This window comes from Microcoleus sp. CAWBG27 (assembly GCF_020883145.1).
Lineage (GTDB): Bacteria > Cyanobacteriota > Cyanobacteriia > Cyanobacteriales > Microcoleaceae > Microcoleus.
Genome location: NZ_JAHREU010000017.1, coordinates 92,473 through 107,551, shown reverse-complemented (window position 1 = coordinate 107,551; position 15,079 = coordinate 92,473). Strand labels below are relative to the sequence as shown.

Annotated in this window: 13 protein-coding genes, 2 tRNA genes and 1 pseudogene; 9 read left to right on the top strand and 7 right to left on the bottom strand. The window is 44.8% G+C overall.

Annotation, left to right across the window (positions count from 1 at the left end; all coding sequences use genetic code 11):
- Positions 1-1,642: 1,642 nt before the first annotated feature.
- From QZ938_RS12700 to QZ938_RS12670, 7 genes are all read left to right on the top strand, one after another.
- The gene (locus tag QZ938_RS12700) at positions 1,643-1,882 is read left to right on the top strand and encodes a hypothetical protein (protein ID WP_293148907.1); all 240 of its coding nucleotides are present in this window, start codon (positions 1,643-1,645) and stop codon (positions 1,880-1,882) included.
- Positions 1,883-2,807: 925 nt separating this feature from the next.
- A complete protein-coding gene (locus QZ938_RS12695; RefSeq protein ID WP_293351732.1) occupies positions 2,808-4,244 on the top strand; it encodes a transposase in 1,437 nt (478 codons plus the stop codon).
- Between the two features lie 51 nt (positions 4,245-4,295).
- Positions 4,296-4,547 carry a TIGR02450 family Trp-rich protein gene (locus QZ938_RS12690; RefSeq protein ID WP_293148905.1) on the top strand — a complete coding sequence of 84 codons (252 nt, stop codon included), beginning with the start codon at positions 4,296-4,298 and terminating at the stop codon, positions 4,545-4,547.
- 66 nt (positions 4,548-4,613) lie between these two features.
- Positions 4,614-5,288 (top strand): hypothetical protein, encoded by a 675-nt coding sequence (locus QZ938_RS12685; RefSeq protein ID WP_293148904.1) that lies wholly within the window; start codon positions 4,614-4,616, stop codon positions 5,286-5,288.
- A gap of 364 nt (positions 5,289-5,652) precedes the next feature.
- The gene (locus QZ938_RS12680; protein ID WP_293148903.1) at positions 5,653-6,504 is read left to right on the top strand and encodes an ABC transporter ATP-binding protein; all 852 of its coding nucleotides are present in this window, start codon (positions 5,653-5,655) and stop codon (positions 6,502-6,504) included.
- A gap of 226 nt (positions 6,505-6,730) precedes the next feature.
- On the top strand, positions 6,731-7,246 hold the full coding sequence (scpB, locus tag QZ938_RS12675; protein WP_293148902.1) for an SMC-Scp complex subunit ScpB: 516 nt from the start codon (positions 6,731-6,733) through the stop codon (positions 7,244-7,246).
- Positions 7,247-7,288: 42 nt separating this feature from the next.
- Entirely contained in the window at positions 7,289-7,636 is a 348-nt protein-coding gene (locus tag QZ938_RS12670; protein ID WP_293148901.1) for a DUF760 domain-containing protein, read from the top strand.
- 572 nt (positions 7,637-8,208) lie between these two features.
- Here QZ938_RS12670 and QZ938_RS12665 read toward each other — a convergent pair.
- Positions 8,209-9,426 carry an HhoA/HhoB/HtrA family serine endopeptidase gene (locus QZ938_RS12665; protein WP_293351730.1) on the bottom strand — a complete coding sequence of 406 codons (1,218 nt, stop codon included), beginning with the start codon at positions 9,424-9,426 and terminating at the stop codon, positions 8,209-8,211.
- A gap of 416 nt (positions 9,427-9,842) precedes the next feature.
- Positions 9,843-9,992 carry a hypothetical protein gene (locus QZ938_RS12660; protein WP_293351728.1) on the bottom strand — a complete coding sequence of 50 codons (150 nt, stop codon included), beginning with the start codon at positions 9,990-9,992 and terminating at the stop codon, positions 9,843-9,845.
- A gap of 139 nt (positions 9,993-10,131) precedes the next feature.
- Between QZ938_RS12660 and QZ938_RS33030 the strand changes: the two genes are divergently transcribed.
- On the top strand, positions 10,132-10,359 hold the full coding sequence (locus QZ938_RS33030; protein WP_363318829.1) for a hypothetical protein: 228 nt from the start codon (positions 10,132-10,134) through the stop codon (positions 10,357-10,359).
- A 38-nt stretch (positions 10,360-10,397) separates the two neighbouring features.
- Here the strand turns inward: QZ938_RS33030 and QZ938_RS33025 are convergent, their stop codons facing one another.
- On the bottom strand, positions 10,398-11,153 hold the full coding sequence (locus QZ938_RS33025; protein WP_363318828.1) for a transposase: 756 nt from the start codon (positions 11,151-11,153) through the stop codon (positions 10,398-10,400).
- A complete protein-coding gene (locus QZ938_RS33020) occupies positions 11,104-11,523 on the bottom strand; it encodes a helix-turn-helix domain-containing protein (RefSeq protein ID WP_363318827.1) in 420 nt (139 codons plus the stop codon). The genes QZ938_RS33025 and QZ938_RS33020 overlap by 50 nt, the downstream gene beginning before the upstream one ends.
- A 105-nt stretch (positions 11,524-11,628) precedes the next feature.
- Between QZ938_RS33020 and QZ938_RS12650 the strand changes: the two are divergent.
- A pseudogene (locus QZ938_RS12650) lies at positions 11,629-11,952 on the top strand (M23 family metallopeptidase); the annotation flags it as partial.
- 195 nt (positions 11,953-12,147) lie between these two features.
- On the opposite strand, the gene QZ938_RS12645 reads toward QZ938_RS12650, so the two are convergent.
- The 3 genes from QZ938_RS12645 to QZ938_RS12635 all read right to left on the bottom strand — a co-directional run bounded on the left by QZ938_RS12645 (position 12,148) and on the right by QZ938_RS12635 (position 14,579).
- Positions 12,148-12,219: transfer RNA gene (locus QZ938_RS12645), tRNA-Thr, on the bottom strand.
- Between the two features lie 71 nt (positions 12,220-12,290).
- Positions 12,291-12,375: transfer RNA gene (locus QZ938_RS12640), tRNA-Tyr, on the bottom strand.
- 386 nt (positions 12,376-12,761) lie between these two features.
- The gene (locus QZ938_RS12635) at positions 12,762-14,579 is read right to left on the bottom strand and encodes an ABC transporter ATP-binding protein (RefSeq protein WP_293351726.1); all 1,818 of its coding nucleotides are present in this window, start codon (positions 14,577-14,579) and stop codon (positions 12,762-12,764) included.
- Between the last annotated feature and the right edge of the window lie 500 nt (positions 14,580-15,079).

Below are 15,079 nucleotides of genomic sequence, written 5' to 3'. Positions count from 1 at the left end.
TTCGTACCTGTCGTGTGAACTAGGTCGGATCGTCGAGTACTTCCAACCTAGTTTATTCGATTTGGTGCAGGGCTACTAAAAGCCTACTCCATAGTCGGTACTCCGACTTGGTGTAGGTAGTTTACTTAATCATTTCCCGGTTTACCACCGGGAAACGATCTTAGCTAGGGGGCCCAGATAGGTCTACCAATCCATACCTCTTGACACGGCAAGAAGAAACCGACACATCGAGTGTCTTAAACAAGAATATTATAGACCATTTCCCCTTCGTAGAGACAGCGAGAGGGGATTTTATATGCTATCGGATTGATAGGTTTTTGGAAAGTAAAACATATCCCAATACGGTTTACTTAAGATTGTCCTTCGAGAGGAACGAAGCAATCTCCGTATCTATTTTTCAGAGGATTTTACCCCCAGGGCGCTATATCAGTAAACGGTATTGAAACATATCCTAGATGCGCGTTAATTGATATTGCTCGCCTACGTCGAAAACCTCAAAAAACAGCCTCTTAAAAATAAAAAAACAGTTTTTTTTTACCGTCCGGATGGCTGTAGCGATGTTTTTTGTCGAAAAATGCTTGGCATCAAACTCCTCAATAAATCAGTTTACATCTAAAATTAAATATTTTTGTTTTGGCATTAATTGCTTCTGCTTTGCTGTTGATTTTATACTTAATCTAAAGTTTAGTAACTAGCAAATTTGGTTACATATAACTGCTATTTTCCGCCAACTGCGAAGGTCATATCGGCACTTTCAATCTTGAAGGTGATGGTATTGCCGTGTTGATTTGTTTGACCCATCTTTTTGGCTGTTGAGAGCAAATTACGGATAAAAAACTATTGAAAATTGTGCTGTCTTAAAATTATTAGGATTAATCGCTCTGTTATAAATTATACAAAATGATCCGTAGCTCGCAATTGTCGTCGGCGTGCGATCGTCCCCAATGAATTTAGAAAACAAATTCATCGCCACAGAGAGCAAAATGTATCGACTTGGAAGTTCGAGTCTTCCTCGGTAATGTATCGACTCAGAAGTTCCGAGTCTTAGTTGGTGCGGACATCATAAAGCTGCCTTAATTAACACAAATCATGGCTTTGGAAGAATAGCCAAAAAATATATCATCTATAAACAAGAATTAACACTTGCTCGCTTATGGTAGCCCCCGTAACAATACGTATGCCTAAAGTTATAGTTCACAGCAAAGCATATGCGGGGATCTAAATCAATAGGGTGAGGTGGTAGTGTCTGGGTGTTAAGAGGGGCGCTCCAAGAGGAATGTTTGGCGATCGATCCCTTCCCTATGGGGGAGGCTAAAACGTAAGAAGGCAAGGATCGGGAGACTGTGGTGAATTTTTTGAGTCCCGGAGAGTAGCGTTAGCACTAAACTCTGCATTATTGTAGGAAGCTAGGTAAATTTGTAACAGTTCTTAACTATGGAAAATTCTGTCAAAACTGCTAGCATGGTGACACTTTTGCTAGCAAAAACAGATAAAGTAAATAAAGTTGGCTAGCTCTAGAGGCCCCGATCCCCATCCCGGGGATCTTGAATCAATTGGATTCGTACCAAGTGGTTTTAGAGTTACAATTGGAACCAAAGCATCGCTATTTAACTGAGTTCTTTAGTTACTTTTACTTTCTGCTATGAACGTGGATTTTATCAAAGCCCAAGTCAGGTTGCTACAGGGTGCAAGTTCATCGGAGCGAGAAACCCTTATTAAAAACATCGGCGTCTGTGCTGGCGTGATCAGACCCGGAGAGTACGTGACTCCACAGCGGAAGCACGCCATCACTCTCTGGCTGCAAACAAATGCAGTGCGACTCCGGCTTCCCCAACTTCCTCTGGATTTATCGGGCCACAAGCCTTCACACGGAAGTAATTAAGAGGCAGCAACAGAATCAGATAAATTAGTCAATCTTGTCTAAAAGTGCTTTTTTGTTGAACCCTACAGGGTCAATGAGACACGATTCAGATTGAAAAAATGTTTGTAGGGAGAGTTGAACCCGAAAAAATGCCTGCGAATCGGAAGCGGCCCACCGCTTTGGGAGACAAAGGAAGTGAACGTCAAACCTGCTCTAAAAGTAGATTTGAGTGAGTTTCGCAGAACGGGGTTATTGTCCACCACTAAAACCTGGGTTATTTGCTTTTAGATTTGAGATTCAAGATTGAGTTCGTGCTGGATAAATTTGCTATTTGTCGATCGGCTGAAAAATCAACCCTATCGAATAGGTATAACTAATTACACGGGCAGTCGCAGGACTGCCTTTATTTTTGAGTTCCCAGACGAAACTCCTGCAAGTTACAATAAACCCATCTACTTGCAGACAGACTAAAGAGTTGGGAGTTCTCCTCTATTAAATACTGAGCAACTGGGATAGCTATGAATTTCACCCGGTACAGGATTTGTAGAAAGGCCAGCAACAATCTGAAATTTCTGTCCGGGTTGGTAGTGGGAGTCGGGCTGGACGGTAACTGTTGGAGATGTGGAACTTTCTGAGGGAGGATATCCGGTGCATGGCTTGAACTAGGGAGCAATTGTTATTTATGATATTAATATCATCCAACAGAAAAAGTTATTGCAATTAACTACCAGCCGGGAAGTCTAAGGGTATATTCAGAGGGGGATGAATCTCAATTGCTGCGCGAAGTACCCCCGAATGAATTACCGCGCTTGATGAAAGGCTCGTCGGATGGAGGAACGGAAGCCGACAATTAGACTTCGAGAGTACCTTTAAATTTGATGTACTTCCAGATGTTAAAACAAAAGAAATGGTATATTTAAGGTAGGTCGAAAAAAGGAAGTTTCTAATGCAGCTCACCTACAAATACCGCCTCAAACCAACCAAGCCCCAACTAGCAACTATTGTGGCTCATCTAGAACTTTGTCGCCGACAGTACAACTACCGACTCGGTGAAAGATTCAGATGGTGGGAAGCCACAAGAACGCCCATTAATGCCTGCCCGTTAGTTGTTTCGATAGTCCCTCTCGATGAGATTTATCGCAATATTCCCTTAACCAGAGTGCAGACTAGGGATGGCAGAAAGAAGGATGAATCAGGGAATCCTTTAACTAAAAAAGGGGACGTTTTCTCAAATATCGAAGGCGGATATGTACAGTGGCAGACGATACAACTTGCCGACTTGAAGAACACAAAAAAGCTATTTCCTGACTACAAAGTGCTGGATTCGCAAGTCTTGCAAGATGTCGTCAACAGAGTTGAAACTTCGTTTTCAAATTTCACCACGCCCGACAAAAACGGCAATCGTAGAGGCAAGCCTAAATTCAAAGGGCGACCCTACTACAAATCCTTCACATACCCTCAACTAGACAATCTAAATATTGTCAAAGACGAGCAAAATAGGATTTGTATTAGCCTCGCAAAAATAGGTCAAGTGCCGATGGTTTTTCACCGTCCAATACCAACAGGTTTCAAGGTTAAGACGGGTACAGTTGTCAGAGAAGCGGATGGGTGGTATATTTCCCTGACGCTAGAAGACAAAACGGTTCCCGTAACGGTTGCAGAAATTCAACCAACCGAAGAAAGCACTCTTGGTATCGATCTAGGAATTACTAATTATGCCTATCTTTCCAATGGTGAAAGAGTTGAGAATCCTAGATTCTTGAGGAAATCTGCTGACAAATTAGCAAGACTTCAAGCAAGGCTAGTTAGTAGAATTAAAGGTTCTAAACCTTGGCAGATTATCAAAGACAGGATTTCCAAACTCCATCAGTTCGTAGCTAGAGCGAGACTTGATTTTCAATTCAAAATAGCACATGAACTGTTTGGCAAGTGTGAAATTTTGGTGGCTGAAGATTTGAGTATCAAGAATCTAACAAGACGCACCAAAACTAAAACTGATATTGACAGTGACGGTAACTTAGTTTATTTACCAAACGGTCAATCAGCTAAAAGTGGCTTGAATAAATCAATGCTTGATGCTGCTCACGGGCAATTTGCTAGCGTCCTGAAATATGTTGCCTGGAAATTAGGTAAAAATGTTTTGTTCGTCGATCCCAAGGGAACTTCTCAGCATTGCTGGCATTGCCTCAACAAAGTACCGAAAGAATTGTCGGAAAGATGGCATTCCTGCCAGTGCGGAGAATCTTTGGATCGAGATGAAAATTCAGCCAAACTTATCAGAAAGATTGGTCTACTGCATCAAAGTGGCGGGGGAACTCCGTCACTCAAAAAAGCCTTTGCAAAAAAGGAAAAAGAAGCCTGCGGTCTAACTGTACTCAGTTGACCGTCAGGTTCGTTCACCTTGCTTTCTCATATATTTGCCAACAAAAATACTGTGCCGAAAAAACAAAAATTTCCTTATTTAGTTGGTTCCCGATGGACTTCTCACCAAAAAACTTGGGGGTGGCGGCACTTTCAAGTAGTCAACCGCAAAAACGAAGGTCAATGGGTTTTTGCCGAAATGGTGGCGGCTTGCGATCCAAATGTCCGTTTCTGGCTGAATGCCAAACAGCTCAAAGATCGATCGCTCTGGCAAGCTGGATGGCAGTCTACACAAGAATTAGAAGAATTAGAAGCGGCAGAGTAAAAGATAGCGCTTTGGGGGTAGAGTGAGGTAGAGATTAGTCATGGGCGATCGCAACAGGGTAAAGTAATGAAAAAAAAAGTTGTGTTCTTGGTGTGTTTGCTAATTAGTGCTGGATTGGGCGGTGCAGTTGGCGAAGAGTCGATCGCAATTCCAATTCGCTCTCTTCCCAATACTCTATCTGCGGATATTCCAACTCCCGCAGCGGAATTGTCCAACCTAGTCCTGACCTTACAAGACTTACCCGCAGGTTTTGTAGAGATGCCACCTGCGACCATGCAAAAACTGGTCAGCGGTCTCCAGACATTGAAACCAGCAAGTGTGTTTGCTTATAACAAAAACGACGACCAGCATTTTCAAATAATCCTAGGATTTACACAAAAACTGACCAACCAGATCGAGCGAGCAAAATTTGACGCAGATATGCGTGAAGATGTTTTTGCCAAAGAGTTCTCCAAAGGTTTAAACAGTAGTGGTAAGAATGAATATCAATTTACTAATCTTACTACTTTAACTTTAGAAGAAAAGATTGGGGAGGTATCGCGTGGGTGGACAAATCAAGGAAAAATACAAGGTGTGACGATGAATCTCGAAATCGCGGTATTTCGACGGGGAAAAATAGGAAGTTATCTGATGATTCTGTATGTTGATGGCAAGAAACCCGCTATAACAATGAGTTCAGCCGCACGCCAACTTGACAAGCGGATCGTGGAACTGACTCCTGACTTAACTCAACCGCAATAAGCGGGTAATGCCAGCGGTAAAAAAAATCAGCCTGATACCTGAGGGTGAGACTCAGATTGGTTGCCCTAACAAGATTCTTCGTTAAAAATAGCATAAAAACCTAATTTTTATGCTATTTTTAACGAGGAGTGTTACCAGAAAATTTAGTCGATCGCACTTGTTGCGGCATCCAGAGATGATATCATGTCTGTTGAATTGCCCGCCATCAAATTTTGTCGTTTGGTTGGGGCAGGTTGATAGATATTATTGTGGATGTGAATCTGAGATTGTTAGTAAACCCGCCACAAGTATTATGGTTGATTGACCAGGCAAAATCTGCCCCATAAGCAAGAGATCGATCGCAATAATTGATACAAAAATACCTATGACTGCCGCTGTTTCCCTGCAAAATGCCTGCAAAATCTACAACAAAATTCCTGTTGTCAATAACCTTTCATTCACGATTGAAGCCGGAGAAATGTTCGGTCTTTTGGGCCCCAACGGTGCCGGAAAATCGACGACAATTCGGATGCTGACTACGCTGACTAAACCCAGCAGCGGTCAAATTGAGGTAGCTGGATATGACGTGATGCGTCAAAGCTTGCAAGTTAAACAGTCCATCGGCGTTGTGCTGCAACAAACTAGCGTTGATAATGAGCTTTCTGTATGGGAAAATATGGAGTTTCACGGGCGGATGCACCACATCCCCAATCCGAAACGCCAACAATTGATTAAACAGTGGTTGGGATATGTAGAATTAGCAGAAAGACGGGATGATTTAGTCAAAACTTTGTCCGGTGGAATGAAGCGGAGGTTGCAAATTGCCCGATCGCTTTTGCATGAACCGGAAATCTTATTTTTGGACGAACCGACTGTAGGGTTAGACCCGCAAACGCGGCGCAGGTTGTGGGAAATTATTCTAGATTTGAACAAGCAGGGGATGACTATGCTGTTGACGACGCATTATATGGATGAGGTAGAGTATTTGTGCGATCGCATCGGGATTATGGACGGCGGTAAGTTGATTCAATTGGGAACGCTAGCGCAACTGCGGCAAGAACACGGTCAAGGGTTGGTGATGAAGCAAATAGGCGATCGCTGGGAATACAAGTTTTTCCCGACTTTGGAAGAAGCGAATTTTTATCTGGATGCGAAAGAGGATAAGACTGGTATGATGGTTCGTCCTTCTAATTTAGAGGATATTTTTGTAGAACTGACTGGCAGACAGTTAGATTGATAAATGTCTAATTGCTTTTTTCCGGTTTTCCTAGATAACTCGATCCTTCTGAATTCAACGTCTCTATTTCTAATTACCAGAAAGAATTGGTTGAAAGCCCGCCCGCCTTTGAGGTAGAAATTAAAATCAGACTATTCATTACTCCAATCCTCTTCCTTCTAGGTAGAGGTCGCTCTCAAACTGTCCCAGGTCAACTGTCAACTGTCAATTGTTGAAAAATTCCCCAATGACTCGTTTAGCCACAACAATAGAAGCCATACTTTATCTAAAAGGTCAGCCGGTGTCGCTTGTAGAGATTGCCGAGATTGCTAAGTGCGATCGATCGGAAGCCGAAGACGCGATTATCGAGCTCATGTCTGACTCATCCCACCGCGACAGTGCGCTAGAAGTCGTCGAAACTCCGACGGGATACAGCCTGCAACTCAGAGACGAGTTTGCGAGTTTAATGCAAACTTTAATACCCCCAGAATTAGGTGTTGGGGCTTTGCGGACGCTGGCGGCGATCGCCCTCAAAGGTGGCATCGCGCAGCCAGATTTAGTGAATTTGCGGGGTTCGGGGGCTTACCAACAAGTGCAGGAACTGGTGGAAATGGGTTTCGTGCGGAAACGGAAGCCAACGGATGGGCGATCGTACTGGCTACAAGTTACCGAAAAATTTCACCGGTATTTTCAAGTAGACCAATTGCCCAAACAATTACAACTTGACTTTCAGGCAAATTTGTACCCAAGCAATGAGGAGTAGTTTGAAGTAGAATGTAGCAAGCCAGAAATTAAGAATCGCCAAATGGTTTTTCACCCTGACTTTGACCAAAACAATGCCCAACAAACCGCAGTCAATCCACTTCTGAAGTACCTCCAACACCAATCCCCGGAGGTTCTAGCCCGCATCGCCAAGTCCGCCAGCCCAGAAATCAGAGAAATTATCTCCCACAACGTTCAAGGACTTGTCGGCGTCCTGCCTTCAGACAATTTTAACGTCGAAATTACCACAGACCGCGAAAACTTAGCAGGTTTGCTAGCTTCAGCGATGATGACAGGCTATTTTCTCAGACAAATGGAGCAGAGGATGTACCTAGAAGAAAATTTAGCAAGCACGAGTTCGATTCAACCAAACCCTACCAAAGAAAATTGACATACTCACGTCTGCTGAAGCAACGGTGATTCTTATTCATGGTTCACAGAAGTCGGCTTGCTATATCAGGCTTCCCTTTTATAGTAGAGGCAGTCTTCTCCCCATGCTTTCCCGATTTATCGGCAGATTCCTAATGCCCTTAGGTACTGTTAGATGGAATTAATTATTGGTTTTGTTTTTTTGGGTACTTATTTATTTCCCCTAGCTATGTTTTTCTTGGCTTTCGCTACCCAATATTTTGCAGGTCTAGGCTCTACTTTCTGGTTCAAGGAGTCTTAACAAGCCACCACCATGGGATTTCCAACCGCTATAATTATAGCAAAAGCCGATGCTCAAAGCACGGGGCTGATTTACCCAATTTTTTGGTAAAAAGAGCAGCGACGGGTTTGGCAAGCCAGAAAGAAGAAACGTGTTGACAACAAAAACATTCCTGGACGGAGTAGCGAATTAAGAAACCGGGTTTTTAATCCTAATATACCGGACGATACACGGAGGATTTGGGTAGCAAAACCCGGTTTTTGCGTCTAGGACTATCCAGCATCAGATTTGTTTTTCAACTCCACCGCTTGAACTTAACCACCGGTGGGACTCCCGGATATGGGAAAAGCACCCGGACGTACTTTAATTTTCTGAACTTGACCGAAACGGTTAATTTCCACTTCGAGTTCTTTGCCCACAGCAGTGTTTTCCACCCGTTCTTGTACGTCCCCGGGAGTGTTGACTGCAATTCCGTCAATTTTTTGAATGACATCTCCAGCGCGCAAGTCGGCTTGTTTGGCAGGGGAATTTTCCACGACTCTCGTCACGGCTACGCCTCGATCGATCGTAATTTTGTTATCGAGTTGTTTGTTGACTTCTGCCTTGGTGGCGGGAGTCAAACTGAGCATTTGAATCCCCAAATAAGGATGTTCGGCTTTCCCTTTGGCGAATAACTGATCGGAAACTCGTTTGGCGGTTTCGATCGGAATTGCAAATCCCAAGCCTTGAGCGTCGGCGCGAATGGCGGTATTGATGCCAATTACTTCGCCTTGGTCGTTCAGTAGCGGGCCGCCTGAATTACCGGGGTTGATGGCGGCGTCAGTTTGGATGAACCTGACTCGTTTGTCGGGGATGCCGACTTGGGAACTGGTTCTACCCGTGGCGCTAATAATGCCGACAGTCACGGTATTGTCGAGCCCTAAAGGATTGCCGATCGCGATCGCCCACTGTCCCGGTACAATATTGTCCGATCGACCCAAAACCACCTGCGGGAGTTCCTTGGCATTAATTTTCACAACAGCAACATCCGTCAGCGGATCGACGCCCTGCACCTTACCCTCAAACTCGCGGCCGTCTTTGAGCGTCACCTTAACAGTATCCGTCCCGGAAACGACGTGAGCATTAGTCACAATGCGGCCGTCAGAAGTAAGAATAAACCCAGAACCGGTACCGCGCCTGACTCGTTCTTCCTGCTTGGGCAAATTGTCCCCAAAAAACCGGCGAAACAAAGGATTGTTGAAAGCTTCGGGGACTTGATTCGTTACCTTAGCCGAAGCATCAATCCGCACGACAGCAGGGCCGATTTTTTCGGCTGCTTCAGCAATAAAATTGGGATTGCTGCGATCGACTGGGCGATTTTCCTGAACGGGAGGAGACACATAGGAGGGGATTTGCTGGCGCACCACGGGCAAAACTGATCCGGTTTCTGGATTGTTTGAGCCTTGTAGATAGCGATTCCCCAACCATCCGATGCCTCCCCCAACAGACAGCAAAGTGACATAAAGGGTCAACTGCTTAAAAGATAAACTCATAAAAGCACTCGGTAAGTGAGAAACTCAGAGACTTCAGTCCTGAGAGAGAAACTCCAAGAGCGGTTTCAACCGCCTTGAATCCCCTTGCGGGGTAGAGGGGTATGGTTGCCCCTCTGGCGAGGATGGTTGTCCTCAATCTCCCTTTCGGGGTAAAGTTAGCTTCGCCAATGTTATAAAGGCTTGTCAGGCTAGCAGCACTGCCTCAGTGACTTTAAGGCTGTTTAACTACTAGCGACAGAGCAAGGGACTAGCTTCGCATCCCAGGGTGTCGTGACCTAAATAACGTAGCCAGTTAAGGCTTAGGCTGGTCAATATAGCTTGCTAGATTTCTCTTACAAGCTCAGTGGCTTGAGCCCTGAGTTACTGACATTTAACAACTCCCGCTGAATACCTCATCCCCGCAGACACCTTCGGCATCAAGTATTTTTGTCTTGGCGACGGGAAGGAAGCGGGGCGGGGCGTACCACTTCCTCAAGAATATAGCTGTTAGCAACCAGGCGCAACACGGGCATCACGGGCAAAAATTGCCTGATTTGCCAAGAGCGACAAAAACTAATAATTCTCATCCTAACTTGGCTTAGCCTGGGATTTATAGTCTAGGGTACGGCTGGAGTTTTCAAATAAGCCTTTTCACTCGGCTCAAAAATTGTCAATTGTCCGAATGAATACTTTTTTCTGCACGCAATGAGTTCTAAACGCCTATTTTTGGTCATTTATGCATTGATTTGCTCGATCGCCCCTGTTGACAAAACGGCGGCAAATCTTCCTCCCGGCGCACCTTTGGAAAACCCGAATCCCGCCCGCGATTGCCTGGGGCCGGCCTTGGATCGATCGCGCCGCCACATCGCTCTCCAGGGCGAAACGTTGACAAACCTCTGCCTAAAGGCAAGAGGATTCTTGCTTCACAGGGATTCCGACGAATTTACTTGCTAGCAAGCATCTTGACCGTATGCCCTACGGCTGCAAGTCCTCTAATTAGAACTAAAGCGAGCTGCTGCAACATCTCTATCGGTTGTGTAACCGCAATTTGAGCAATTATGAGTACGTTCAGAAAGCTCTTTTTTGCCTGTTGCGACACCGCAATTTGGACAAATCTGACTCGTTTTCTTCGCATCCACTTTTTGGAAGTACACCCCACGTTTCCAACAGGTTTGTTCCAAAATCGTGAAAAATTGACCCCATCCAGCGTCTAAGCAGTGCTTGCCCAGCATCCCTCTGGATAGTCCAACTAAATTTAAGTCCTCAACGAATACCATCCCCACATCATTGCAAATTTGATGAGAGATTTTGCGATGCCAATCTGAGCGACAATTAGCCACGTATTCGTGCAAAAGAGCAACTTTTTTCTGAGCTTTCCGCCAGTTATTTGAGCCAATGCGCTTTTTACTTACACGTTTTTGCAGCAATTTCAGCTTGCGTTCTGCCTCTATAAAAAACCTTGGCCGCTTGACTAAAAGACTGTTAGAAGTTGCTATGAAATTCGTGAGTCCGACATCGATTCCCAGGGGATTTCCGTGTGGCATTACCTCGGGAATTTTTACGTCCCATGCAACGGTCAGCATTACATACCACCCGGATGCACGATTTACCACCCGTGCCTGCTTAATAATTCCACCATCGGGAATTGATCGGGATTGCCAAAATTTTACCCAGCCAATTACAGGCAGTTTCACACTACTATTTTGAATTGGGTTTAAACTCAGTTGTGGAAACACAAAAGACCTCATTGCTCCCCTTTTTTTGAATCGGGGAAATCCGTGATTTTGTTCCCACAATACTTACAAATGCCTTTTCTAGTCGGCGCAGCACTTGTTGTAAAGCTTGAGCATTGATACGTTGTAATGCAGGGCTGGTTTTCCTGTATGCAGTTAAGGCTTTACATTGAGTTGAGTAAGTTGGTCTGGGTGTTTCAGCTCTGATGATGAATTCCGAGCGAAGCGAACAAGCGTCAATCCGACATTTTCGCGAATTATACCAATCTTTACGTTCTTGCAGGGCATAATTATAGACCTTGCGACATTGTTCCAACCAATCCTCAAATATTGCTACTTGTGTTTTTGTTGGTTTTAGCTTGAATTCATAAGTCAGATTGAACACTTGCATCACCTCCTTGTTTGATTTTACCGAATTTCTACAAAATGGCAAAAGGATTTATAGAATAAAGTCGTCCTGGAAGGACGAGGCTCTAACCCCCTAATTTTGGTAGATTTTTTGGCTGCGGAGGGTACGCAGGTTTTGGCGGCGGGCGGAGGGACTGTCGCCTTTGCCGGGCCGCAGGGGGATTACGGGAATTTGGTTGTGGTGAACCATCAAGCGGGGAAGCAAACGCGCTACGCTCATTTAAGAGATGTTGTAGTGAAAGTCGGTCAAAAAGTGCGATCGGGAGAAGTTTTGGGAAGCGTGGGGATGACTGGAAAACGGGACATTCCCCAAGCTCATTTACATTTTGAAGTTCGGTACAATTCGGGTTCGGGTTGGGTGGCGGAAGATCCGCTGCTTTATTTGCAAGCTGCTGTTAAAAAATAAAATTAAAAAACATAGGCCGTTGAACACACAATTCAACCGCCAATTCTGTTTTTGTCTCACATAATTTACCAACAAAAATGGGTTTAAAGCCTCATCCTTCGAGGGGGAAATAAAACAAAATTATTCACTGTTTCATTCCTCGGACTTATAGGTAGAGGTATATCTAAAACTGTCAACTGTCAACTGTTGAATCCAAGCCCGTGGCGAGATTTGAACTCGCGACTTCCTCCTTACCAAGGAGGTACTCTACCCCTGAGTTACACGGGCATAAAAGATTAAAAATGTTAAATTAAAATGTTTGACTTTTAATTTTTAACTTTTAACTTTTATGTGAATTGTGGTGGGCCGGGCTGGATTTGAACCAGCGTAGGCGTAGCCAGCGGATTTACAGTCCGCCCCCATTAACCGCTCGGGCACCGACCCATTTGTACCCACAGTTAAACATCCTAGCAGATTCTTCTTTTTCTGCAACATGACATTTAAAAGTCTAATCATTCAAGGCTGAACACATAAGTCATATCGCGTCCGGTCGATTACCATAACAAAAACAGTTGGCGCGTGTAAGTCCTCCGCACTACGGCGGGAAAGCGGACTGAAGTCCGCACTACGAACCTTAACAGTTGGCGCGTGTAAGTTCTCCGCACTACGGCCGGAAAGCGGACTGAAGTCCGCACTACGAACCTTACAAGAAACCGGGTTTTTTACCGAATCTGAGGGTAGCAACGACTATTTTGCTAAAAACCCGGTTTCTGGCCACGTGTCCATCTAGGATTCTTATAGCACCGGAAGTCTGGGCTCAGCAGAAATTGTTAATTTAGTAATTCGCCGGTTTCTTGCAGTTTGTGCAGGCGACGGTAAATGCCTTTTTGGTTCAAGAGTTCGTCGTGGCTGCCAACTTCGACGATTTTACCGCCGTCGAGTACGACGATCGCATCGGCTTCGCGAATTGTACTCAGGCGGTGGGCGATAATTATGGTGGTGCGCGTACCCAAGATGTTCTGCATGGCTAGCTGGATCGATCGCTCCGACTCATAATCCAAACTAGAAGTAGCTTCGTCAAAGATTAACACTTCCGGCTCCACTAACAGCGCCCTAGCAATGCCCAACCGCTGCCGCTGACCGCCAGATAACCGCATTCCCCGCTCCCCGACAACGGTATAGTAACCTTGGGGCAACAAGTTCACAAACTCATCAACTCTGGCGATGCGACAAGCTTCTTCAACCTGGGCGAAAGTTGCTTTCGGGTTGCCGTATGTCAAATTATCTAGCAAACTACCGTTAAACACGTCTACTTCTTGGTGGACAATGGCTAAACGCTTGCGGTAGCCAGTGACATTTAAACTGGAAATATCCTCGCCGTCGATCAGAATGCAGCCGGAGTTAGGCTCAAAATATCGAAACAGCAGTTTCACTAATGTTGATTTCCCCGAACCAGATCGCCCGACTAATGCTACAGTCTGACACGGATGAATCAATAAATTGATATCCTGCAAAACTGGCTTTTCGCGATCGTACCCGAAAGTTAAACCGCAAAACTCGATCTTGCCACTAAATTTATAAGGCGACGCGGATGCAGCATTTTCTGTTAAATTCACCGCATCAACACCGTCTGGTAACTGCATAAACTCATGGAAGCGGATCATTGAAGAATAGCGGCGGGCAAATAATTCGGCGATAATACTAATCGGGCGGAGTTGCGAATAGGCCATACTTGCTAAGGTGTAAACCGTAACAAAATATCCCAGAGATATTTTACCTGCGACTGTTGCTGCTAGACTAAAACCGAGAACTGAAAACAGGCAAAGCTGGACGATTGCTTGTCGGTATGTCCCCAGGATGACGTATCCTTTGTGAATGCGTTGAATTACAACTTTCAACTCGCGATCGAGTCTGGTTGTTTGCTTTTTTAGTTCGTTTGTTTCAGTGGCAAAAGCTTTGACTGTTTTGATGTTTGTAATAATTTCTGAGTTGCGACTTTCGGTATCTTCGATGTATTCATCCAGAATTTCTTCGCGCCGAGTCAGCCCTTGGAGGCCTTTGAGGGTGAAACTGAGGATAAATATGAAGGAAATTGAAATTAATAGGCCGATGCGCCATTCAATTAACCAAATAACTGCAAAGATACCGATTAAGCGGACGACTTCTGGGATGAATTCAGCGGCAATTTCTGGGTATGTCCAAGTATGGTTGGCGATGCCTTTGGCGATGCGACTGGAAATTCGTCCGGCGTTGTTTTCGTCGTAGTATTCTAAGGGTAAGGTGAGCATTTTGCCGATCGCTCCTTTCATCCAATCCCGCCTTGCTCTCAAGGGTACTACCCAATGGAACCAATTTCCCATCCAAAGTTCTATGGGTGCTTTGACGACTGTTACTACAAAAATCAAGCCCAGCAAGACGGATAGCGATAATATCTTGCTGGGTGACTGCTGGGTAAGTGAGGCGATCGCTGCGATCGATTTTTGCGTTATTGTGTCTGTAGGTCGATCGGACAATACATTTAAGAGTTGCCCGATCGCGTAGGGTACAGCTAAATCCGCGATCGCAAACAGGCTGGATGCACCGATGCTCAGAGCTGAGATTTGACTGTAGCGGGTGTAGTATTTAAGGATGTCCCGAAAACTTGCCATAAATTTCTGTTGCGATACAACCCTTGCAAACACTTGAGTCTGATAACTGCGCGCGATGGCGCTTGAATTACAAGTATACTACAAAAGTAGGTCTTCGGGGAAATCGATCGAGAAAATCTGAAGCAGCTCAGCTCGTTTAGGGTGCGATCGCAGATTTGAGATAAATATTATTGGGAAGGGGCAATCGAATGAAGCAGATCGATCGCCAGCGATGATATTTCAAGGGTTGAGACAAAAACAGAAAACCACCGACTAACGCAGATTAACGCAGATAGTCTCAAGAAGAGCGATCGAATTAATGCACTGCCGAACTTAGTTGTGGTGTCGCAGAAGTCCTTGTACTGGTACTTTTGGGCAGTAATTGATTGAGGGCGACACACAAGTATTTTATCACGGTGTCCCTGCTGGCAGTCACCCCACTCGAAAGGGCAAAAAAATACAGAAGACAGAATTCCCTAAAAATTCTGTCTTCTGTGACTAAAGCTTTCTAATTTTTAGGT